The organism is Sandaracinobacter sp., from assembly GCF_041909755.1.
In the GTDB taxonomy this organism is placed as follows: domain Bacteria; phylum Pseudomonadota; class Alphaproteobacteria; order Sphingomonadales; family Sphingomonadaceae; genus Sandaracinobacteroides.
The window spans coordinates 11,884-32,613 of record NZ_JAYRCW010000018.1 but is presented as its reverse complement, the minus strand read 5'-3'; the positions used below and the strand labels follow the sequence as shown (position 1 = coordinate 32,613).

Here is a 20,730-nt window from a genome sequence, read left to right as displayed (position 1 = left end):
CAATGGCGCGAAGCCAAGGCGGGCAGATGCCCGCCGCCCGGCGCCTGAGGGACCACACAATTCCCGGTGGCGAACGCCACCGCAAGCGCGACCGCGCGCCCGAGCCAATGCGAGGATAGCCAAGGGCCGCGGATGCGGCCCGCCCGGCGCCTGAGGACCAACACAAGCCCGGCCCGCAGGGCCGCAAGGCCGACCGGCCGCCGCGCCCAATGGCGCGAAGCCAAGGGCCGCGGATGCGGCCCGCCGGCGCCTGAGGACCAAAACAATAAAGTGCCAGAAGCCCTGTAAGCCGGGTTCTGTTCCCCTTGCCGGGGCGGCGACCATTCCTCTCGGATGCGTGTTGCCACGCATCTCCAGCAACCAACCCGCACATCCAGGCCGGATCAGGCCCGCCTCTCGGCACGATGCGCCTATTCGGTCTTGCTCCCGGTGGGGTTTGCCGTGCCGCGCCTGTCACCAGCCGCGCGGTGCGCTCTTGCCGCACCCTTTCGACATCACCATCAGCCCGAAGGGCCCGGATGGCAGTCTGCTTTCTGTGGCACTGTCCCTGGGGTCACCCCCGGCGGGCGTTACCCGCCACCGTCGATCCTTGGAGCCCGGACTTTCCTCGACCCCTCTCGGGGACGCGGCCGCCCAGGCTTCTGGCACCGCTTTCACTTGTGCGCGAGGCCCGAAAAGGTCAAGTTCCCCCGATATCGACAGGAGGCAGCCTTGGCGAACGAGCCCACCACAACCAACGATTTCGACATGAACCGGCCGACGATCATCAGCCTGCTCTATGTGGGCAGCTTCCTGGCCGGCATCACCTCGATCATCGGCGTCATCCTCGCCTATGTCTGGAACGGCGAACCGCACGAAAGCTGGCAGGACAGCCACTTCCGCTATCATATCCGCACCTTCTGGATCGGCTTCGTCTGGTCCTTCGTGGCGCTCGTCGGCTCCATCCTCACCTTCGGCCTGCTGGCCTGGGCGCTGTTCCCGCTGGTCGCCGTCTGGTTCGCCGCCCGCGCAATCAAGAGCCTGATGGCCGCACAGAAGCACCAGCCGGTCGAGAATGTGACAACCTGGTTCGTCTGAGGAAAGGACCGCCGCGATGAGCCCGCGCCCGAAAGATGCCGCCGAAGCGCCCGAAGCCTTCAACAGCGAGCAGGACGACGGCCCGCAGGCGCAGGACGTGGCCGAGGATGCCCTCCACCCCGAACCCGCCCTGCAAGACAGCGTGCACGGCCCGTCGGACCGGACAAGCCTCTACGACGACGAACCCGATGACTTGGTCGACGTGATGCGCGAGATGGTCGAATCGGGCCAGATCGACACCGGCGCCTTCGAGGGCGAACCGATGCACGACGACGAGGAAGACATATTGGGCGACACCGACCCCGGCGACGACGAGCTGGAGTCCATCCCCGATCTCGACAGCGACCTGTCAGATCTCGACAGCGACTGGGGCGAGGACGACCTGAGCGCCGACGAATAACCCGCCCTGCTCAGAGGAAAGACGCGATCAGCGCCCGGTCTGCCCCCGGTGCATCAGCATCGCGTCCGCCAGCACCAGCGCCATCATCGCTTCCGCCACCGGCGCCGCGCGGATCCCGACGCAAGGGTCATGCCGGCCCTTCGTCACGATCTCGGCAGCCTCGCCGCCCTGCGTCACCGTCTGCACGGGCGTCAGGATGGAACTTGTCGGCTTCAGCGCCAGCCGCACCACCACCGGCTGCCCGGTGGAAATCCCGCCCGCCACGCCGCCGGCATGGTTCGCCAGGAACATCGGCCGCCCGTCCGGCCCGGGCCGCATCGCATCCGCATTTTCCTCGCCGCGCAGCTTCGCGGCGCCGAACCCGTCCCCGATCTCCACGCCCTTCACGGCGTTGATCGACATCATCGCGGCGGCCAGCTGCCCGTCCAGCTTGTGATAGATGGGCGCGCCCCAGCCCGCCGGCACGCCATTCGCCACAACTTCCACAACGGCCCCCAGCGAGGATCCGGATTTGCGCGCGGCATCCAGCGCGGCTTCCCAGCGCGCTGCAGCCTTCGCATCCGGGCAGAAGAAGGGGTTGCGGCCGATTTCGGCCACGTCGAAATTCGCCCGGTCGATGGCGTCCCCGCCCAGCTCCACCAGACAGGCGCTGATCGAAACGCCCGGCCCCAGCACCACGCGTGCCACAGCGCCCGCCGCCACCCGCGCCGCCGTTTCCCGCGCAGAGGAGCGCCCACCCCCGCGCGGATCGCGGAAGCCATATTTGGCGTCATAGGCATAGTCCGCATGGCCGGGCCGGTATTTCACCGCGACTTCGGAATAATCCTTTGATCGCTGGTCCACATTGCGGATCATCAGGCTGATCGGTGTTCCCGTCGTCCGCCCCTCATGCACGCCCGACAGGATCTCCACCGCATCCGGCTCCTGCCGCTGGGTGGTGAACCGGCTGGTGCCCGGCCGCCGCTTGTCCAGGAAGGGCTGGATATCCGCTTCCGAAAGCACCAGCCCCGGCGGACACCCATCCACCACAGCCCCCAACGCCGGCCCATGGGATTCCCCCCAGGTCGTGAAGCGGAACAGATGACCAAAGCTGTTGTGCGACATGGGATCGGGAATGGCGGATGGCCGCCGGAATGGCAATCATTGCAATTGTCCGTCCCGGCCTCCAACGGGCCGCTTGACTTGGGTCGGCCAAGCGTCATGGTCCGTGGCACAACCAAGACAAAAGGATCCTCTTTGCATGTTGTTTCGCGTAGTTTTTGCAGGTGCCGCCTGCCTGATGTCCGTGTGCCCGGCCTCCGCACAGAATTCGCCAAACACGGCATCCGCCCCTGCGGCTGCCGCAATGAGAAACAGCGACGTTGTTACACTGGTGAGGGCCGGTCTCCCCGACGAAGCGGTGGTTGCAAAGATTCGCAGCGGCAAGACCGAATTTGATCTTTCAACGGATGGTCTCATTGCCCTGAAAGCTGCCGGCGTTTCCGGCACCGTAATGGCTGCAATGATCAATCCCGCGCCCGCAGCACAGGTGGCCGAACTTTCCGTCGACTCTGCCGATCCGAATGTGCCGCATTATCCGGGGCTCTACATTCTCGAAAAGACAAGCGGCGACGGGAAAATGACGCGCATCGACCCGACAATGTCGAATCAGGCGCGCACCAGCAACGTGCTTGGTTATGCACTGACGATGGGTCTGGCCTCCGCCAGCATCAAGGCCAGCATTCCGGGCGAAAGCGCCAGGGTGCAGACCAACAGCCGCCGGCCGGTCTTTTATGCCTTCTTCGAGGAATCAGTCCCTCGCGGGTTGCAGAACGCCAACTCCAGCACCTGGGCCAGCGGTGTGGGAACCACCACGTCATCCCCCGCCGAGGTCTCTCTCGTTCGCTTTGCCGAAGGCGAAAATCGTCGGGATGCAAAGGTTGGCCGCATCAACATCGGCGGCTCCAAGACCGGCGTCATGGAAAAGGATCAGGTTCCGTTCGAAAGCGAAATGCTTCGGCCCGGAGTCTATCGCGTGACGCCCAAGGCCGATCTGGCGCCGGGTGAGTATGGCTTCATCCAGGCATTGTCGGGCGGTGGAACACAAGGCGCCATGACGGCGCGCGTTTTCGACTTCGGCGTCGAGTAAGACTGAGCGGAAATTGGCGGGTTGGCGTTTGGCGCCAACTCGCCGCCTCAAGCCAGCGCAATATCCGGCGCGTCCTCGGCCTTCATGCCCACCACATGATAGCCGCTGTCCACATACAGCACCTCGCCCGTCGTGCCCGAGGCGAGGTCTGACAGCAGATACACACCCGCCCCGCCCACATCGTCCAGCGTGGTGTTGCGCTTCATCGGCGCGTTCAGTTCGTTCCACTTCAGGATATAACGGAAATCGCCGATCCCGCTCGCCGCCAGCGTCTTCACCGGCCCGGCGGAAATGGCGTTCACCCGGATGTTGTCGCGCCCGAAATCCACCGAAAGATAGCGCACGCTGGCCTCCAGCGCGGCCTTCGCCACGCCCATCACATTGTAGTGCGGCACCACCTTCTGGGCGCCGTAATAGCTCAGCGTCAGCAGCGACCCGCCGTTCGGCATCATCGCCCCGGCGCGGCGGCAGACGGCGGTGAAGCTGTAGCAGCTGATGTCCATCGACATCAGGAAGTTCGCCCGGCTGGTGTCGGCATAGCGGCCGCGCAGCTCGTTCTTGTCGGAAAAGCCGATGGCGTGCACCACGAAATCGATGGTCGGCCAATGCCCCGCCAGATCCGCGAACAGCTTGTCGATCGAGTCGTCCGAGGACACGTCGCAATCGAACAGCAGCGGCGCGCCCAGCGATTCCGCCAGCGGCCGCACCCGCTTCTCCAGCGCCTCGCCCTGATAGCTGAAGGCCAGCTCCGCGCCCTGTTCGCTCAGCTTCTGCGCAATGCCCCAGGCCAGCGAACGATCGTTCGCGACCCCCATGATGAGCCCGCGCTTGCCCGTCATCAGTCCCATGAAACGCCTCCAATCACCTGCCCGCCTTTATCCGGCGGGCGGCTCGCATGCCAGCGCCGCGTTCAGTTCCGTCCCCAGAACCAGCGCAAACCCCACCGCATAGAAAAACAGCAGCGCCAGCATCACGCCCGAAAGCGCGCCATAGGTCAGGCCCATGTGCCCGAACAGCGAAAAGGCCGGCCCCAGCAGCAGCAGCCCTACCACCCAGGCGGCGGTCGTCACCAGCGCGCCGGGCCAGGCGGCCGCCCCGCGAAAGCCCTGCGGGCTCAGCATCTTGAACAGCGCCCACAGCGCCAGGAACACGAACACCGGCGTCACCAGCCGGGAAAGGTCCAGCCAGCCGGGCGGCTGCAGCCGATCCGGAAACAGGTGGGTGATCGATTTCGCCGCCACCACCAGCACGAACTGCGACAGGAAGGCGATGATCACCAGCAGCATGGCGACAAGCGTGCCGCCCACCGACATCAGCCGGTATTCCAGAAAGTTGCGGGTGAAGGGCACCTCGAACGCCCGGTGGATGATGTCGCGCAGGGTCTCGATGAAGGTGGTGACGGTCCACAGCGCGACGATCCCGCCCACCCACAGAAGATTGCCCGTGCGGGCCTCCAGCACCTCGTCGATCACCGGCTCGAACAGCTCCGCCACATTGGCGGGCAGCGCGCGCAGCACGCCCTCGATCGCATAGCGCCCGGCATCGGTTTCCCCGAAGGCCGCCGTCACCGCCGTGATCAGGATGATCAGCGGCAACAGCGTCACGAGGCTCAGATAGGCAAGGTTGCCGGCGTGGATATAGCCGTCGCGCAGGGTCCGCCCCACTGTGCGGCGGATAACGGCATAGGTGCGCGGCAGCCGCGCCGCAAACCGGTGAAGCTGCCGCGACGGCCAACCGGAAAGCCCCCCCGGATGCGCGCCGGGCGCCGCCATGTCAGGCCTGCACCCGGGCCTTCAGGAATTCGGCCAGCCCGGCATCCTCCGGCACTTCCACCAGCACGCGCGCCAGCAGGTCGCCCCGGCTGCCGTCCTTCTTCGTGAAGCCCTTGCCCTTCAGCCGCAGCAGCTTGCCCGAAGACGTCGCCGGCGCGATCGTCGCCATCACCTCGCCTTCGGGCGTCGGCACGCGGGCCTTGCCGCCCAGCACCGCCGTCTCCAGCGGCACCATCGCATCCGTGCGCAGGTCGAACCCGTCGCGCGCGAAGCGGGCGTCGGGCTGGATCAGGAAGGTCACATGCGCGTCGCCCGCGCCGGCCGGCCCCTGGTCCCCCTGGCCGGGCAGGCGCACCTGCTGATTGTCTTCCACGCCCTTCGGAATGGCGAGCTCGATCGTCTTCCCGTTCCGCAGCGCCAGCCGCACCGTGCGGGCAAGGGCTGCATCCGCAAAAGGCACGGTCAGCCGGTAGTTCACGTCCGCCCCGCGCTGCGGCGGCTGGCGGAACCCGCCGGATCGCCCGCCGGATGCCCGGCCGAACAGCTCGGAAAACAGGTCCGAAGGGTCACCGCCAAAGTCGAAATCGAAATCGGGCGCCGCCCGCCCGCCGGGCCTGCCACCCGAATGTCCGCCCGGCCGATAGCCACCGCCGCCGAACCCCGCGAACTTCGGATTGCCCTGCTCGTCGATCTCGCCCCGGTCGTATTTCCCCTTCTTGTCCGGGTCCGACAGGATGTCATAGGCGGCCGTCACCTGCTTGAAGCGGTCGGCCGCCTTGGGATTGTCCTTGTTCCGGTCGGGGTGCAGCTCCTTCGCCAGCTTGCGATAGGCGCGCTTGATCGCGGCCGCGTCGGCCGTGCGGGGAACCCCCAGTTCGGAATAGAGATCTGCCATCAGTGGTTACAGGTCCTGCACGCAAACTGTTGCATAAAAGCCACACTCGATATAGGCGCAGTCACGGCTTGCGACAAGGCACTGTCTTGCGGCTGGGCGCACAGGGGCCTAGCGGGTGGGCATGACCGATCCATATGCGCTTTTTGGAGACTGGTTTGCCGAGGCGCAAGCCGCCGAGGTGAATGATCCCGGCGCCTGCGCGCTGGCGACGGTGGAGATGGAAGCAGACGGGCCGCCCATGCCCGACGTGCGCATCGTGCTGATGCGCGGCTTCGATGCCGGCGGCTTCCTCCTCTTCACCAACTACGACAGCGCCAAGGGCCGGCAGATCCGCCAGTGCCCCACGGCGTCCATCGCCTTCCACTGGAAGTCGCTGCGCAAGCAGGTGCGGGTGCGCGGCGCGATCGCGCGGGCGACCCTTGCCGAAAGCGACGCCTATTTCGCCACCCGTCCGCGCCCCAACCAGCTCTCCGCCTGGGCCTCGCATCAGTCCGAACCGCTGGACCGGCGCGAAACCTTCGAAGCCCGGCTGGCCGAAATGGACGCCCGCTTCCCGGCAGAGGTGCCAAGGCCGCAGAACTGGGGCGGCTACCGACTGACACCCCGCACCATCGAATTCTGGGAAGACCGCCCCGGCCGCCAGCATTGGCGCACCCTGTTCACGCAGGCCGAAGGCGGCTGGACGGAAGGCCTGCTCTTCCCCTGATCCGGGCCTAGGCCGGGCCGCCGAAAAAGGCCCGCACCTTCGCCTGCCCCGCCGCATCCATGTGCAGGCCCATCTTGGTGCGTCGCCACAGCACATCCTCGGCGGTCGTCGCCCATTCCCGGTCGCGCATGTGCTGCAGCTCCGCCTCGAACAGGCCGCCCATGTTCGCGCCCAGCCCGGCCGACAGCATGCCGTCCGCTTCCGTGCCCCACAGATGCGCCATGCGCGTCACGATCGCCGGGTCATACAGGTTGTGGTTGAGCTTCAGCTGCATCAGCCACTGGTCGAAATCCGCCCGCGCCGTGCCGCCCAGCCGCGGCACGTCCCCGCCCGGCAGCGGCGCATTGTGCGTCCAGCGCTTCGTCTCCGGGAACAGCTGCTTCAGCACCGCTTCCGCCAGCAGGCGGTAGGTGGTGATCTTGCCGCCCACCACCGTCATCGCCTGCTGGCCCGCATGCGGCACCAGCTGCCAGTCCCGCGTCGTCTCCCGCGCGCCCTTGCCTTCTTCCAGCACCAGCGGGCGGATCCCGGCAAAGCGGTGGACGATATCCGCGCCCGACAGCGGCTTCGCCAGGCTGCGGTTCACCGCCGCCAGCAGATAGGCTTCCTCGGCCTCCGTCAGCTTCGGGGCGTCGGGGCTGTCCACGGGGGTTTCCGTGGTGCCGATCAGGCTGAACTCGCCCTCCCATGGGATCACGAAGATGATCCGTCCGTCGGGCTGCTGCAGCATCCAGGCGTCCGCCGTGCGGTTCAGCTTGCGGGTCACGATATGGCCGCCCTGCACAAGCGAAAGGCGCGGCGCGTCGGCCAGCCCCATCAGCCGCCCGGCCACCTCGCCCGCCCAGGGCCCGGCGCAGTTCAGCAGCCGGCGCGCGGCAACCCGCCGGCCGGACGCCGTCTCCACCTCCCAGCCGAAATCCGTCCGGCGCGCCGCCGTCACGGGATCGCGCGGCGCGATCAGTGCGCCGCGGTCGGCGGCGTCGCGGGCGTTCAGGATCACCAGCCGGCTGTCGTCGATCCAGCCGTCCCAGTACCGGAAGGCCCGGCGCAGGTGCCGGGCAAAGGCCGGCCCGGCGGCATCCTTCTGCAGCTCCACCGCCCGGCTGCCCGGCACTTCCCGGCGGCGGGCCAGATGATCATAGAGGAACAGCCCCAGCCCGATCATCCAGCGCGGCCGCAGATGCGGCTCCAGCGGCAGCAGGAAGGGCATGGGCCGGCTGATGTGCGGGGCGTTGCGCAGGATCACCTCGCGCTCGGCCAGCGCCTTTCGCACCAGCGCGAATTCGCGGAACTCCAGATAGCGCAACCCGCCATGCACCAGCTTCGAAGAGGCCGACGATGTCGCCCCCCCGATGTCGCCTGCCTCCAGCAGCGCCACCTTCAGCCCCCGCCCGGCCGCGTCGCGCGCAACGCCCGCGCCGTTCACGCCGCCTCCGATGATCAGCAGGTCCAGGATATCGGCGTCGGCCATCCCCCCTGCTTAGCGGACGCCACCCGGATTCGGGAAGGGGCGGCGTCAGGGAAGGATGATGTCGTCAGGCCCCAGCAGCGGCACATGATCCTCCGGCAGCGGCGTGCCCCCGGCGGCCTCCGCCGGCGCAGCCCGCCGCCGGCGCATGGCCTCCTGCGGGTTCCGGGCCAGCACGTCCGCCGTCGACAGCGGCTGCACGTCCCCGCCAGCCGGCTGCCAGGTGAAGCTCAGGCCGGTCAGGCCCTCGATCCGGCTCACCGGCACCTGGAAGGCGAAGGGTTCGAACGGCACGCCCGCCCGCTCCAGCCCTTCCACCTCGATCACCCGGCTCTGGTCCATCAGGAAGGCGGTCGCGAACAGGCCCCCGCCCTCCAGCGTTTCCGCCACGGCCACCTTCCAGAATTTCAACGGATAGGGAATGCCGGGAAAGCGGTCCCATTCGGGGTCGTCGTCGGCCAGCACCGGGCCGGTGAACAGCATCGCCCGGAAATTCTTCCGCTCGATCGAATCCTCCAGGATGTGCCGTTCCAGCCCCTGCCACATGGCGTACGTCTGCCCGCCGTCCTGCCAGCTGGTGCGCTGGTTGAAGGCCTCATGCTGGGGCGCGCAATTGGTATAGTGAAAGGTGTCGCGCGCCCGCTGAACCGCCGCCTTCTTCGTGACGCCATATTCCATGTCCTCGTTCCGGGTCAGATGCCCCCGGTCAAAGCGGTTCTTCCGCGCCTGCGTGCCGCGATAGAAGAAATTGCCCAGCTGATGCTCCGCGCGAATGCGGGGATCGATCCGCCAGTCCTCCGTGCGGCTGTCCAGCGCGGCATAGCGGTTCGCGAAATCCACGTTCGCCGCAGACACGATGGCCAGCCGCCGCGCTGCATGCATCAGCAGCGAATAGCCGTCATAGGCCAGCAGCGCGTCGGCCAGGTCGGCGGGCGGCCGTTCGGCCTCGCCGGGCATGATCAGCGGCGCGGCGGCCGCCAGCCGGGCGTCGTCAGGCTGCGGAAACGGAACGCTCGCAAACCCGCCCAGGAAGTCCGGCCGATAGCCCCGCCGGTTGCCGTAATCCGGGTCGATGCTCACATCCTCCCGCGCGCTCCGCGTCAGGATGCCGGGCGCCGCCAAAGCCGGCACGGGCGGGACATCCCCCAGGCTGACGGCCCCGTCCGGGCCGATGGTCAGCGTCACGGTCAGGGTGCGGGCGGATGCGGGCATGGGCGCGGCTCCTGCCGGCCCGGCTGCCGGGACTGCCGGGTGGTGGGTGATGGCCGGCGTCGCCTCTGCGGCAGCGGCCATGAAGGGCTGAAGGGCCGGGTTGCCGCCATGTTCGGCCGCCAGCGCAGCGACGATGCGCGACACGCGGATGCCTTCGTTGGCGATCCACTTGATGTCGCCTTCGCCGTGCCGGCCTTCGTCATAGGGCTCGCCAGACCATGTCAGCCAGCGCCCGTCAGGCCCGGTATCCGGCACCCCGCTGTGGTGCAGCGCCACCACCTGCCAGTCGTTGTTGAACACCGGAGAGCCGGAGGATCCGCCCATGGTATCCGTCGAATACCACAGCACATCGTCCGTCCGCTTCAGGAACCGGTTCTCCCGCACGCACACCTTTTTCGGCTCGCCATCGGGGTGCTGGATGATCGTCAGCCACTCGCCCTCGATCACCTTCCCCGTCTGCGGGATCAGCGGCAAATGGCCGAAGCCCGCTGTCGGTCGCCCGTCCCGGGCCGTCTCCCGGCAGGCGACAAGGGTGAAGTCCAGCGGTTCGGATGTGGCGAAGAAGCGCTGCGGATCCAGCTCCACCGTCACCGGCGGCAGCGGCCGGTCGTCCGCGCCCAATGCGAAATCGAACTCCGCGAAGGATTGCGCGGCAAAGCCCGCCCCCTGAAGCACATGGTTGTTGGTCAGGATGAAGCCCGGCGCCACCAGGAAACCCGTGCCATAGCCGATATGCCGCCCGCCCGGATTGCGGATGGTGATGCGGCACACGGCCCGGGCGGCGGCCGCGCCTCGCTCCAGATAGTTCACCGGCTGAAGCTCATTGCCTTCCAGCACCCGTTCCAGCAGCCGCGCCGCCTCGGCCCGGCCATGGCCGTCCTCCAGGAACTTCCGCTTGTCCGCGATCGCCCTGTCGGGCGCCAGCGCGCGCACCGGCGCATCCAGCGCCCCGGCCGCCAGCCGCCCCAGGTCGAAGTCCGCCGCCCGCGCTTTCGCCTTGGCGACCTGTTCTTCCAGACGAAGAATCACGCGCGCCCCCCAAGCCCCGCGCGGCGGTCCCATGAACCTGCCGCGACACACCCGACCCGTCGCAATCCATAGCCCATTTTCCCGGCGGGCGGGAGGTGCGCTGCCACAAGCGGGAGGGCGTGGCCCGCACGCGGCTGCGCTAGACGAGGCCCATAGCCGATTGGGGAGGTCGGCGGGTGGGCGGCAGTGTGGGCTGCTGCCATGCAAAGGTCGCGCTTGAGTGGCGCCGGCCGCCCGGCGATATGCCCCGATCGGCAGACGACGCGCGAAAAGGCTGACGCACCATGGCGACTGACGTGACCATCCCCGACGACCTGTGGGAAGAGGATTCGGAAACCGGATCGAGCCTGATGTGGCTGCACGATGATGGCGCCTGGGTCACGCAGGGCCAGGTGATCGCCGAGGTGCTGGTGGAAAAGGTCACGCTCGAACTCGAAGCCCCGGCATCGGGCACGCTGCGCATTCATGCCCAGCCCGAAAGCGTGGTGAACCGGGGGGATGTCGTTGCCGTCATCGAATGACGGAGGACAGGGGGCCGTCATCGAATGACGGGGGATAGGGGGCCGTCATCGAATGACGGCAGGACGCCCGCTTCTGCGGCCCGGCGGGAAACTGCGACCCGTTTGCAGGTTGCGCGGCTGAAACAAGTCGCTAGCAAGGCGCCACCCCCAGCAAAGGAGCCCCGGATGCTGAAAGCCGTCGCCGCCCTTCTTCTCGCCGCCAGCCCCGCCGCCTTGGCCCCCGCCCTCGCGCAGGCCGCGCCGGCCCCGGCACCGGCCCCGGCGCCCGCGGGCCCGTTCGTGCTGCATGCGCTGCCCTATGGCTTCGATGCGCTCGCCCCCGTGATCGACCGGGAAACGATGGAGCTGCACTGGGGCAAGCATCACCGCGCCTATGTGGACAATCTGAACAAGGCGGTCGTGGCGGATCCCGCGCTCAAGGGCCTGTCGCTCGAACAGCTCCTCGCCCGCGTCTCCACCTTGCCCAAATCCATCCGAGACAATGGCGGCGGCCACTGGAACCACCGCTTCTTCTGGGCGCTGATGGCCCCCGAAGGACAGCGTGGCCAGCCCTCCGCCCAGCTGCTTGCCGCGATTGACCGGGATCTGGGCGGGCTGGACAAGTTCAAGGCCGCCTTCCAGCAGGCCGGCGTCAGCCAGTTCGGCTCCGGCTGGGCCTGGCTCGTCGTCACGCCCGAAGGCCGGCTCGCCGTCACCTCCACCCCCAACCAGGACAATCCGCTGATGGATCTTGCGCCCGTGAAGGGCACGCCCATCCTGGCGAACGATGTGTGGGAACATGCCTATTACCTCAGCTACCGGAACCGCCGCGCCGACTATCTCGGCAAATGGTGGGATGTGGTGAACTGGGGCCGCGTGAACGAACTCTACGCCGAAGCGATTGCGAAGCGCCGATGATCTGGCCATGCTGCGCCCGTTCGGGGGTGCGGCATGGCGGCTGACGCAGGCGGCGTGAACGGCGGGCGGATCGCCGCCTTCTATCTGGGCTACATGGGCCTGTTCATGCTGGCGCTGCCGGCCCTTCTTTTGCTGCTCTATCAGCAGCAGGTCGGCTCGCTGGATTCGCCGCCGCAGGCCGCCGCCACCGCGCACGGGCCGGAATGGGCGGTCTCCGGCGGCCGGTTCACCGATGCCGCCCGGCTGCTGGGCGCGGCGGGGCCCGTCGTCGATGCCCGCGTCGTGGTGCCGGGCGCCACGGCCGCGGCAGCGGCGGTGAACCCGGATGGCAGCCTCGCCGCAGCCGCAGTCGGGCCGGGGGACATGGGCGCCGCCCTCGCCGCAAACTACCGCGTTTCGGAAACCGCACCCGACGGCCATGTGAAAACCATCGAAGGGATGCAGGGCCGGTTGTTCGCGGAACCGGGCCGGGCGCTGATCGTGCTGGGGATGGACAAGGGCACGGCAGACGCGCGGCTGGCCGCCGTGGCGACCCTCACGCGCGCCAACCAGCCGCCGCCGGAAACGGCAACCCCGGCCCAGCGCGGTTTCGCCTTCGCCTTCCTCGGCGGCTGGGTGCTGCTCCAGGCCTTCCTCTTCCCGCGCATGGCCAGCTGGGCCGCCGCCGTGCCGCCGCCTGCCGGCCGGCCGCCCGTTCCGGCCGCCGAACTGGAACGGCGGCTCATGGCGCTGGCCGCGCTGGACCAGCCCTTCACGGTCGCGCGCGGGGCGGAACCGGGCGACCTGCAGGCGGACTGGAAATATTATGACGCGAAGTGGCTGGATCTGCTGAAGGCCCATGGCCGGAAAGACACGCACCGGATCGTGCTGCGGCTGGATCCGGGCACGCGCACGGTCCGCGCGCAGGATCGGCACGCCACGCTGCACTGGGGCGCAGGCGTCGATGGCGCCCGGCTCGACTGGAAGGTGGACCGGGGCATCCGCTTCCTCGACTATCAGGCCGGGCGGGAAATCGGCCTGTTCGTGGAGGATGGCGAGGTGAAGCTGAAAGCCGGCCACCAGTGGCGATTCGACCTGCACGACATGAAGCAGCCGCTGATCCGTGTCGTGCGGGACGCCGGCTGGACATGGCGGCCCGTCGTCACTTTCGTGAAGGCGTTCGGCGGATGAAGCGTGCATTCCTGTCCCTGCTGCTGCTGGCCGCCCCCGCCGCCGCCCGGGATTTCGAAGCCTTCTTCGCCCCGTTCCAGCGTGCCGTCGTCGCGGGCGACGCGGCCGCCATCGCTGCCGCCACGCGCACGCCCTTCCTGTTCCAGGGCCGGTCGCTCGATACCGGGGGCGTCCGGGCCGCCGTCCCGCAGCTGTTCGATCCGGCCGTGCGCAGCTGCTTCGCAAAGGCCCGCGTCGTGCCCGACGAAGAGGTCCGGCTGGTCTTCTGCCAGGGCACCATCTTCGTCTTCGCCGAAACGGCAGACGGCTGGCGCTTCACCGAGATCGGGGTGGACGATTGAGCCGGCGGCGCAAGCTGTGGCTGGGGGCGCTGGCGCTCTTCCTGTGGCCGGTCCTCTGGTTCGTCCGCTATGCGCTGGCGTTCACGCCCGGCGCGGGTCCGCAGGGCGGTGAAGCCGTTGCCGTCCTCGCCCTGCTCTACTGGGCGCTGTGGCAGATGATCGCCATCGGCCAGTGGGTCGCGCTGCTGCGCCGGAAGGCGGGCAGCCGCTGGCAGCGCGCGGGCGTGGCGCTCGCTCCGCTTGCGGCGCTGGTGCTCGCGATCGTCTGGACGGATCGGGAATGGCCGTCCATCCCGGCGGGCCTCCTCATCGCCGCGCTCGTCGGCGGCAGCCAGCTCCGGGCCGCCTGGCGGCTCGGGCGCGGCTGACGCCCGGCCCCCTCAAACATCCGGCTCGCTCAGACACCCAGCTGTTTGCGCGTGTCCGCCGCCATCCAGTCCCGGTCGCCCGCGTAGCGCCACACTTCCCGTCCGTCCGCACCATACAGGATGGTCAGCGGCAATCCCCGCGCCTTCAGCTGGAAGCCGAACTGCATGCCCGATTCCACCCGGGTCGAAAGATTCGGGTATTTTTCCGCCGTGAAGGCCGGGGTAACGGCGCGCCATCCCTCCATGTCCTGGCTCACCGGCACCACCACCAGCCGGCCCTTCGTCGCCGCCGCAAGCGCGTCCAGTGTGGGCAGTTCCTTCAGGCAGGGCGCGCACCAGGTGGCCCACAGGTTCACCAGAACCGGCTGGCCGGGGTTCGCCTTCAGGATGTCGGCAATGGTCTCCGTCTTGCCGTCGGGGCCGGTTTCCAGCGCCAGCGCCGGCGCGGGGGTGCCGGCAAAGGCGGTGTCGAAGCGGCCATGCGACGCCTGCGGGGCAGGGGCCGCGCCTTCGGCGGGTTGCGGCTTCCCCTCTTCCGCCTTAGGGCTCGGGGGCTGGCAGGCCGCCAGCAGCAGGATGATCGCAAGGGAAAAGACGGGCTTCATGGCAACCTCCGGCAACGACTCTGGCGCGGCTGCACCGGCTGGCGCCAATGCGCTGTGGGGCGGGCGGTTCGAGGGCGGCCCTTCCGCCGTCATGGCCGAGATAAATGCCTCCATCCCCTTCGACAAGCGGCTGTGGCGTCAGGACATCCGCGGCTCCCTGGCGCATGTGGCGATGCTGGGCCGGCAGCGCATCATCGACAAGGCGGCGGCAGACGCGATTTCCACCGGGCTGCAGCAGGTTCAGGCCGAATATGAAGCAGGCGGCGTGCCGGTCGACCTGGCGCTGGAAGACATCCACATGACGGTGGAGACCCGGCTGAAGGAGATTGTCGGGCCGGATGCCGGGCGCCTTCACACCGCGCGCAGCCGCAACGACCAGGTGGCGACCGATTTCCGCCTGTGGACGCGCGACGCGATCGACGGGCATCTGGCCGCGATCCGCACGCTGGCAGGCGTGCTGGCGGCCCGCGCGCTCGAACATCACGCCACCGTCATGCCCGGCTTCACCCATCTCCAGGTCGCGCAGCCCGTCACGCTGGGGCATCATCTGATGGCCTATGTGGAAATGCTGAAGCGCGATTTCGGCCGCTTCCGCGATGCCCGCGCCCGCCTCAACGAATGTCCGCTGGGCGCCGCCGCACTGGCGGGCACCGGCTTCCCCAATGATCGCGCCTTCACGGCGCAGGCGCTGGGTTTCGACCGGCCCACCGCAAACTCGCTCGACAGCGTGTCCGATCGGGATTTCGCCCTCGAATATCTCACCAGCGCCACGCAATGCGCGCTGCACCTGTCGCGGCTGGCCGAGGAAATCATCCTGTGGGCCAGCCAGCCCTTCGGCTGGGTGAAGCTGCCCGACCAATGGTCCACCGGATCGTCGATCATGCCGCAAAAGAAGAACCCCGACGCCGCCGAACTGGTGCGCGGCCATTCCGGGCGCATCCTCGGCCTGATGACGGGCCTGATGGTCACGATGAAGGGCCTGCCGCTCGCCTATTCAAAGGACATGCAGGACGACAAGGAGCCGGTTTTCGAGGCGCACGACCTTCTGGAACTCAGCCTCGCCGCCATGGCCGGGATGATGGAAACGATCCGCTTCGTGCCCGCCCGCATGCGCGCGGCGGCGGCCAGCGGCTTCTCCACCGCGACAGACCTTGCCGACTGGCTCGTCCGCGAAGCCGGCGTCCCCTTCCGGGATGCCCATCACATCACCGGCCGCGCCGTGAAGGCCGCCGAGGACAAGGGCGTGATGCTCGACGGGCTCACCCTCGCGGACCTGCAGGCGGTCGATCCCCGGATCGACGCCCGCGTGTTCGATGTCCTCAGCGTGGAGGCCAGCGTCTCCAGCCGCACCAGCCTGGGCGGCACCGCGCCGGAACGGGTGAAGGCGGCAGCCGACGCCGCCCTGCGGGAGATTCCGCAATGGAGCTGAAACCGATCCTGCTGGCCGCCGTGCTGCTGCTGCCCGCCTGCGGCTACAAGGGGCCCGTCACCCGGCTGGAGCCGCCCGACCCGGCCCTCTCGCGCGAACAGCAGAAGCAGGCCCGGGCCGAAGAGAAGCGCATGGTGGCCGAAGGCCTGACCGTCGCGGCAGACGCCCGGCCGCTTCGCGTCGACGATCTGACGGTGAAGCTGGAAGTCCGTCGCGACGATCCCTTCAGCCTGCCGCCCGAAGGCACGCAGGCTTCCCGCGTGGTGCCCTTCCCCGGCGAGGAAGCGCCGGAGCAGAGCCGCCCGCTGCCGGTGCCGCCCGCCACCCCATCCGCCACGCCCACATCGCCGGAGAACTGATGGACTTCTTCGAGCTGAAGGGCGGCGAGATGCACGCCGAAGGGGTCGCGCTTTCGGCCATCGCGCGCGACGTCGGCACCCCCGCCTACATCTATTCCGCCGCCACGCTGCGCCGCCATGCGCAGGTGTTCCGCCAGGCGCTCGCCGGGCTGGATCAACCGCCCCTCGTCGCCTTCGCGGTGAAGGCCAACCCCAATGTCGCGGTGCTGAAACTGCTGGGGCAGGAAGGCCTCGGCGCCGACGTCGTCTCCGTTGGCGAAATGCGCCGCGCGCTGGCCGCCGGCATCCCGGCGGACCGCATCGTCTTTTCCGGCGTCGGCAAGACGTCCGATGAAATGCAGGCCGCACTCGCGGCCGGCATCCTCCAGCTCAACGTCGAAAGCGAGGGCGAGCTCCGCCGCCTCTCCGCCGTCGCGTCCGCCCTGGGCAAGACGGCCGACATTGCCATCCGCGTGAACCCGGACGTGGATGCCCGAACCCTCGCCAAGATCTCCACCGGCAAGGCCGAAAACAAGTTCGGCGTCCCGCTGGACCGGATCGAGGCGCTCTATGCAGAGGCCGCCGCCCTGCCCGGCATCCGCCCCGTCGGCATCGCCGCCCATATCGGCAGCCAGCTGTTCGATCTCGCCCCACTCGAGGCCGCCTATGTAAAGCTCGGCGAGCTCGTCAGCCGCCTCCGCGCGGCGGGCCTCACTGTCACCCGCGTCGATCTGGGCGGCGGGCTCGGCATCCCCTATGATCCAAAGCTGCCGCCCCCGCCCTCGCCGGCGGACTATGGCGCGATGGTCGCCCGCGTCACGAAGGGATGGGGTGTCCAGCTGATGTTCGAACCCGGCCGCCTGATCGCCGGCAATGCGGGCGTGCTGCTGGCCGAGGTGATCACCGTGAAGACGGGCGCGACCAAGTCCTTCGTGGTGCTGGACGCCGCCATGAACGACCTCATCCGCCCCACCCTTTACGGCGTCTATCATGATATCCGGGCGGTCCGCCCCCGGCCGGGCGAAATGGTGGCGACGATCGTCGGCCCGGTGTGCGAAACCGGCGACATGTTCGCAGAGGATCGCGCCATCACGCCCGTCCATGAAGGCGATCTCATCTGCCTGATGACGGCGGGGGCCTATGGGGCAACAATGGCCTCCACCTACAACAGCCGGCCGCTGGTGCCTGAGGTTCTGGTGGATGGCGATCGTCATTTTGTCATCCGGAAACGGCAGACGATCGAGGAGATGCTGGAGCTGGACCGGGTGCCGGACTGGCTCTGACCAATCGGGGCAAACAGGGAGAATGATGGCATGAAGCCAGTGAAGAAGGCAGTCTTTCCGGTCGGCGGCATGGGCACCCGCTTCCTGCCCGCCACCAAGGCGGTTCCAAAGGAAATGCTGCCCGTTGTGGACAAGCCGCTGCTGCAATATGCGGTGGACGAAGCGCTTGCCGCCGGGATCGAGCAGATGATCTTCGTGACGGCGCGCGGAAAGTCCGCGCTGGAGGATTATTTCGACATCGCCGGCGAACTGGTCGCCACGCTGAAGGAACGCGGCAAGTCCGCCGAACTCGCCGTCCTTGATGGCACCCAGCTGACGCCCGGCAACATCGCCTATGTGCGCCAGCAGGAACCGGCGGGCCTCGGCCATGCCGTCTGGTGCGCGCGCCACATCACCGGCGACGAGCCCTTCGCCGTGCTGCTGCCCGATGAACTTCTGTGGAACCCGGCAGATCCCTGCCTCGCGCAGATGGTGCGCGCCCGCAACGAGGTGGGCGGAACCGTCATCGCGGTGGTCGAGGTGCCGGAGGACGAAACGCACCGCTACGGCATCGTCGATCCGGGCGCCTCGTCCGGTTCGCTGACGCAGGTGAAGGGCTTCGTGGAAAAGCCGAAGCAGGGCACTGCGCCCTCGCGCCTCGCCGCCGTCGGCCGCTACCTGATCGAGCCGGAATGCATGGCGATCCTGTCCGAAGGAAAGCGCGGCGCGGGCGGGGAAATCCAGCTCACGGATGCGCTCGCCCAGCTGATCGGCCGCCAGCCCTTCCATGCCCACACCTATTCGGGCGCCCGATTCGATTGCGGCGACAAGGCCGGGCACATCACCGCCAATATCGCGCTGGCGCTGGAACGGCCGGATATCGGCCCGGCGGTCCGGGCCTGGATGGACAGCAACCTCTGATGGAGGCGCTGCCGCTGTTCCATCGCCTGTCGGGCCGGCCGGTGCTGGTGCTGGGCGAAGGCGAAGCGGCAGAAGCAAAGGCGCGGCTGGTCACGGAATCGGGCGGCATCGTCGTCCGCGAAGCCGGGCCGGATGTGCGCCTCGCTTTCGTGGCGCTGACGGAGGGCGCGGAAGAGGCAGCCGCCGCCCTGCGCGCAGCCGGTCTGCTGGTGAATGTCGTGGACCAGCCGGCGTCGTGCGATTTCACCGTGCCCGCGATCGTCGATCGCTCGCCCGTCCTCCTCGCCGTCGGCACGGGCGGGGCATCCGCCAGCCTCGCCAAGGCCCTGAAGGAACGGCTGGAACAATGGCTGCCGCCCTCGCTCGGCCCGGTGGCAGCGGCGATCCGGCAGGCACGCGCGGCCGTTGCCGCCATCCATGCCGACGTGCCGGCGCGCCGCGCCTTCTGGGCACGCGCGCTCGCGCCCGGCGGCCCGCTTGATCCGCTGGTTCCGCAACCCGATCCCATGGCGGCGATCACGGCTGCCCTCGCCGGCGCCGGCGAAGCCGCGAACCGGGTCGACAAGGTGCAGATCCCCCCGGACGGCGCCGACGGCCTCACCCTGCGCCAGCTTCGCCTGCTCGCGCAGGCCGATCTGGTGATCCACGCGCCCGGCATTCCCGCAGATGTGCTGGCGCTGGTGCGGCGCGACGCGGCGCGGCGCGTCGGCACCGAAGCGCCGGCAGACGCCGCGGGCCGGATCGTCCTCCTAACCCTCTAGCCGCACCTTCAGGATCGCGCCGTCCGCGCCTTCGATCCGCACGCGTGCCCCGGCCTCGGCGTCAGGCCCTTCCGCGATCCACTCGCCATCGCCCAGCTTCACCCGGCCGCGCCCGCCCGCAATCGCCTGGGTCACGATCGCCGTCTGCCCCAGCAGGCGCGCCGTGGGGCGGTTGAGCGCCGGATCGTCGCTGGCGATCGGCCGCACCCGCTTCAGCTGGCGCGAGGCGACGAGCGACATCGCAATCCAGATCGCGAAGGCAGCCAGCTGCCCCTCCGGCGTCATGTTCAGCACCAGCGCGGTCGCAGCGGTGGCGGCGGCGGCCGCCGCCAGCCAGATCATATAGGCGCCGGGCAGCAGGATCTCGAGCCCGGCGGCGATGGCCGCCACCGACAGCCAGCCCCAGGGCGAAAACAGGAAGGAGAGGATCGCGTCCTTCATTCGCCACCGGGGTTCAGCGCGCTGCGGCCGCGCGGCTTCTGCGGCGCCTCCGCATTCACCGTCTTCATCAGCTCCGCGATTCCGCCCACCGATCCGATGATGTTCGAGGCTTCAAGCGGCATGAAGATCGTCTTGGCGTTGGGCGAGCCGGCGAACTGGCCCAGCGCATCCACATATTTCTGCGCGATGAAATAGTTCACTGCCTGCAGGTCGCCCTTGGCGATCGCGTCCGAAACCATCCGCGTCGCGGCGGCTTCGGCTTCCGCCCCGCGCTCGCGCGCCTCGGCGTCGCGGAAGGCGGCCTCGCGCCGGCCCTCCGCCTCCAGGATCTGCGCCTGCTTTTCCCCCTCGGCGCGCAGGATGGCAGAGGCGCGCTGGCCCTCCGCTTCCAGCGTCACGGCGCGCTTTTCCCGCTCCGCCTTCATCTGCCGCGCCATCGCGTCCTGGATGTCGCGCGGGGGCTGGATGTCCTTCACTTCCACCCGCGTCACCTTGATGCCCCAGGGGGCGGTGGCATGGTCGATCACGGTCAGCAGCCGGGCATTGATCTCGTCCCGCTTGGACAGGCTTTCATCCAGGTCCAGGCTGCCCATCACCGTGCGCAGGTTGGTCTGGGTCAGCGCCGTCACGGCGGCGGTCAGGTTGGAAACCTCATAGGCGGCCTTCGCGGCGTCCAGCACCTGGAAGAACACCACGCCGTCCACGGACACCAGCGCATTGTCGCGGGTGATGATCTCCTGCGTGGGGATGGGCAGCACCTGCTCCATCATGTTCATCTTCTGCCCCACCCGGTCCACGAAGGGGATGATGAGGGAAAAGCCGGGCTGCAGCGTGGTCGTGTATTTCCCCAGCCGCTCCAGCGTATATTCATAGCCCTGCCGGACGATCGTGACCGAGCTGATCAGCGCCAGCACCGCCAGCGCCACAAGGATCAGGGCGAAAATGAGAGTTCCCAACGCAACGGCCTTTCAGATGAGAGGGTCCGGGCG

Annotated in this window: 23 protein-coding genes and 1 other RNA gene; 14 read left to right on the top strand and 10 right to left on the bottom strand. The window is 68.6% G+C overall.

Annotated elements, in window-relative coordinates; translation table 11 throughout:
• Positions 1 to 269 precede the first annotated feature (269 nt).
• Positions 270 to 645, bottom strand: an RNA gene (gene rnpB / locus ACE3O8_RS04465) — RNase P RNA component class A.
• A 66-nt stretch (positions 646 to 711) separates the two neighbouring features.
• Here rnpB and ACE3O8_RS04460 point away from each other — a divergent pair.
• Entirely contained in the window at positions 712 to 1,077 is a 366-nt protein-coding gene (locus tag ACE3O8_RS04460; protein ID WP_374387208.1) for a DUF4870 family protein, read from the top strand.
• 16 nt (positions 1,078 to 1,093) lie between these two features.
• Entirely contained in the window at positions 1,094 to 1,477 is a 384-nt protein-coding gene (locus ACE3O8_RS04455; protein ID WP_374387206.1) for a hypothetical protein, read from the top strand.
• 27 nt (positions 1,478 to 1,504) lie between these two features.
• Here ACE3O8_RS04455 and aroC read toward each other — a convergent pair whose 3' ends face one another.
• Complete coding sequence (aroC, locus tag ACE3O8_RS04450) at positions 1,505 to 2,581, bottom strand: chorismate synthase (protein WP_374387204.1); 1,077 nt, start codon at positions 2,579 to 2,581, stop codon at positions 1,505 to 1,507.
• Between the two features lie 136 nt (positions 2,582 to 2,717).
• Between aroC and ACE3O8_RS04445 the strand changes: the two genes are divergently transcribed.
• Positions 2,718 to 3,605 carry a hypothetical protein gene (locus ACE3O8_RS04445; RefSeq protein ID WP_374387202.1) on the top strand — a complete coding sequence of 296 codons (888 nt, stop codon included), beginning with the start codon at positions 2,718 to 2,720 and terminating at the stop codon, positions 3,603 to 3,605.
• Positions 3,606 to 3,652: 47 nt separating this feature from the next.
• On the opposite strand, the gene fabI is transcribed toward ACE3O8_RS04445, so the two are convergent.
• From fabI to ACE3O8_RS04430, 3 genes are read right to left on the bottom strand one after another with little or no spacing between them, the layout of a single operon-like run.
• Positions 3,653 to 4,444 (bottom strand): enoyl-ACP reductase FabI, encoded by a 792-nt coding sequence (gene fabI / locus ACE3O8_RS04440; RefSeq protein ID WP_374387212.1) that lies wholly within the window; start codon positions 4,442 to 4,444, stop codon positions 3,653 to 3,655.
• 36 nt (positions 4,445 to 4,480) lie between these two features.
• A complete protein-coding gene (locus ACE3O8_RS04435; protein ID WP_374387200.1) occupies positions 4,481 to 5,377 on the bottom strand; it encodes a YihY/virulence factor BrkB family protein in 897 nt (298 codons plus the stop codon).
• Between the two features lies 1 nt (position 5,378).
• A complete protein-coding gene (locus ACE3O8_RS04430) occupies positions 5,379 to 6,272 on the bottom strand; it encodes a DnaJ C-terminal domain-containing protein (RefSeq protein WP_374387198.1) in 894 nt (297 codons plus the stop codon).
• Positions 6,273 to 6,393: 121 nt separating this feature from the next.
• Here ACE3O8_RS04430 and pdxH point away from each other — a divergent pair, with 121 nt between their 5' ends.
• On the top strand, positions 6,394 to 6,978 hold the full coding sequence (pdxH, locus tag ACE3O8_RS04425; protein ID WP_374387196.1) for a pyridoxamine 5'-phosphate oxidase: 585 nt from the start codon (positions 6,394 to 6,396) through the stop codon (positions 6,976 to 6,978).
• A gap of 7 nt (positions 6,979 to 6,985) precedes the next feature.
• Here the strand turns inward: pdxH and glpD are convergent, their stop codons facing one another.
• Together glpD and ACE3O8_RS04415 are read right to left on the bottom strand one after the other, a co-directional pair.
• A complete protein-coding gene (gene glpD / locus ACE3O8_RS04420) occupies positions 6,986 to 8,449 on the bottom strand; it encodes a glycerol-3-phosphate dehydrogenase (protein WP_374387194.1) in 1,464 nt (487 codons plus the stop codon).
• 45 nt (positions 8,450 to 8,494) lie between these two features.
• Positions 8,495 to 10,687 (bottom strand): DNA/RNA non-specific endonuclease, encoded by a 2,193-nt coding sequence (locus ACE3O8_RS04415; RefSeq protein ID WP_374387192.1) that lies wholly within the window; start codon positions 10,685 to 10,687, stop codon positions 8,495 to 8,497.
• A gap of 284 nt (positions 10,688 to 10,971) precedes the next feature.
• Between ACE3O8_RS04415 and ACE3O8_RS04410 the strand changes: the two genes are divergently transcribed.
• From ACE3O8_RS04410 to ACE3O8_RS04390, 5 genes are all read left to right on the top strand, one after another.
• Positions 10,972 to 11,208, top strand: a complete 237-nt coding sequence (locus ACE3O8_RS04410) for a lipoyl domain-containing protein (protein ID WP_374387190.1) — start codon at positions 10,972 to 10,974, stop codon at positions 11,206 to 11,208.
• A gap of 165 nt (positions 11,209 to 11,373) precedes the next feature.
• Entirely contained in the window at positions 11,374 to 12,105 is a 732-nt protein-coding gene (locus tag ACE3O8_RS04405) for a superoxide dismutase (protein ID WP_374387188.1), read from the top strand.
• A 33-nt stretch (positions 12,106 to 12,138) separates the two neighbouring features.
• Entirely contained in the window at positions 12,139 to 13,275 is a 1,137-nt protein-coding gene (locus tag ACE3O8_RS04400; protein ID WP_374387186.1) for a hypothetical protein, read from the top strand.
• The gene (locus ACE3O8_RS04395; protein ID WP_374387184.1) at positions 13,272 to 13,616 is read left to right on the top strand and encodes a hypothetical protein; all 345 of its coding nucleotides are present in this window, start codon (positions 13,272 to 13,274) and stop codon (positions 13,614 to 13,616) included. The genes ACE3O8_RS04400 and ACE3O8_RS04395 overlap by 4 nt, the downstream gene beginning before the upstream one ends.
• The gene (locus ACE3O8_RS04390; protein WP_374387182.1) at positions 13,613 to 13,984 is read left to right on the top strand and encodes a hypothetical protein; all 372 of its coding nucleotides are present in this window, start codon (positions 13,613 to 13,615) and stop codon (positions 13,982 to 13,984) included. Before ACE3O8_RS04395 ends, ACE3O8_RS04390 begins: the two co-directional genes overlap by 4 nt.
• 29 nt (positions 13,985 to 14,013) lie before the next feature.
• On the opposite strand, the gene ACE3O8_RS04385 is transcribed toward ACE3O8_RS04390, so the two are convergent.
• On the bottom strand, positions 14,014 to 14,589 hold the full coding sequence (locus tag ACE3O8_RS04385; protein ID WP_374387180.1) for a TlpA family protein disulfide reductase: 576 nt from the start codon (positions 14,587 to 14,589) through the stop codon (positions 14,014 to 14,016).
• 52 nt (positions 14,590 to 14,641) lie between these two features.
• Between ACE3O8_RS04385 and argH the strand changes: the two genes are divergently transcribed.
• The 5 genes from argH to ACE3O8_RS04360 are packed head-to-tail and all read left to right on the top strand — an operon-like array spanning position 14,642 to position 19,300.
• Entirely contained in the window at positions 14,642 to 16,018 is a 1,377-nt protein-coding gene (argH, locus tag ACE3O8_RS04380) for an argininosuccinate lyase (RefSeq protein ID WP_374387210.1), read from the top strand.
• The gene (locus ACE3O8_RS04375) at positions 16,009 to 16,377 is read left to right on the top strand and encodes a hypothetical protein (protein ID WP_374387178.1); all 369 of its coding nucleotides are present in this window, start codon (positions 16,009 to 16,011) and stop codon (positions 16,375 to 16,377) included. The genes argH and ACE3O8_RS04375 overlap by 10 nt, the downstream gene beginning before the upstream one ends.
• Complete coding sequence (gene lysA / locus ACE3O8_RS04370) at positions 16,377 to 17,639, top strand: diaminopimelate decarboxylase (protein WP_374387176.1); 1,263 nt, start codon at positions 16,377 to 16,379, stop codon at positions 17,637 to 17,639. Before ACE3O8_RS04375 ends, lysA begins: the two co-directional genes overlap by 1 nt.
• Before the next feature lie 30 nt (positions 17,640 to 17,669).
• The gene (locus ACE3O8_RS04365) at positions 17,670 to 18,539 is read left to right on the top strand and encodes a UTP--glucose-1-phosphate uridylyltransferase (protein ID WP_374387174.1); all 870 of its coding nucleotides are present in this window, start codon (positions 17,670 to 17,672) and stop codon (positions 18,537 to 18,539) included.
• Positions 18,539 to 19,300, top strand: coding sequence for an NAD(P)-dependent oxidoreductase (locus ACE3O8_RS04360; RefSeq protein ID WP_374387172.1), 762 nt, complete (start codon positions 18,539 to 18,541; stop codon positions 19,298 to 19,300). The genes ACE3O8_RS04365 and ACE3O8_RS04360 overlap by 1 nt, the downstream gene beginning before the upstream one ends.
• Here ACE3O8_RS04360 and ACE3O8_RS04355 read toward each other — a convergent pair.
• Both ACE3O8_RS04355 and ACE3O8_RS04350 read right to left on the bottom strand, forming a co-directional pair.
• Positions 19,289 to 19,741 carry an NfeD family protein gene (locus tag ACE3O8_RS04355; RefSeq protein WP_374387170.1) on the bottom strand — a complete coding sequence of 151 codons (453 nt, stop codon included), beginning with the start codon at positions 19,739 to 19,741 and terminating at the stop codon, positions 19,289 to 19,291. The two genes, ACE3O8_RS04360 and ACE3O8_RS04355, sit on opposite strands and share 12 nt — an antisense overlap.
• Positions 19,738 to 20,697, bottom strand: a complete 960-nt coding sequence (locus tag ACE3O8_RS04350) for an SPFH domain-containing protein (RefSeq protein ID WP_374387168.1) — start codon at positions 20,695 to 20,697, stop codon at positions 19,738 to 19,740. Before ACE3O8_RS04350 ends, ACE3O8_RS04355 begins: the two co-directional genes overlap by 4 nt.
• Positions 20,698 to 20,730 lie beyond the last annotated feature (33 nt).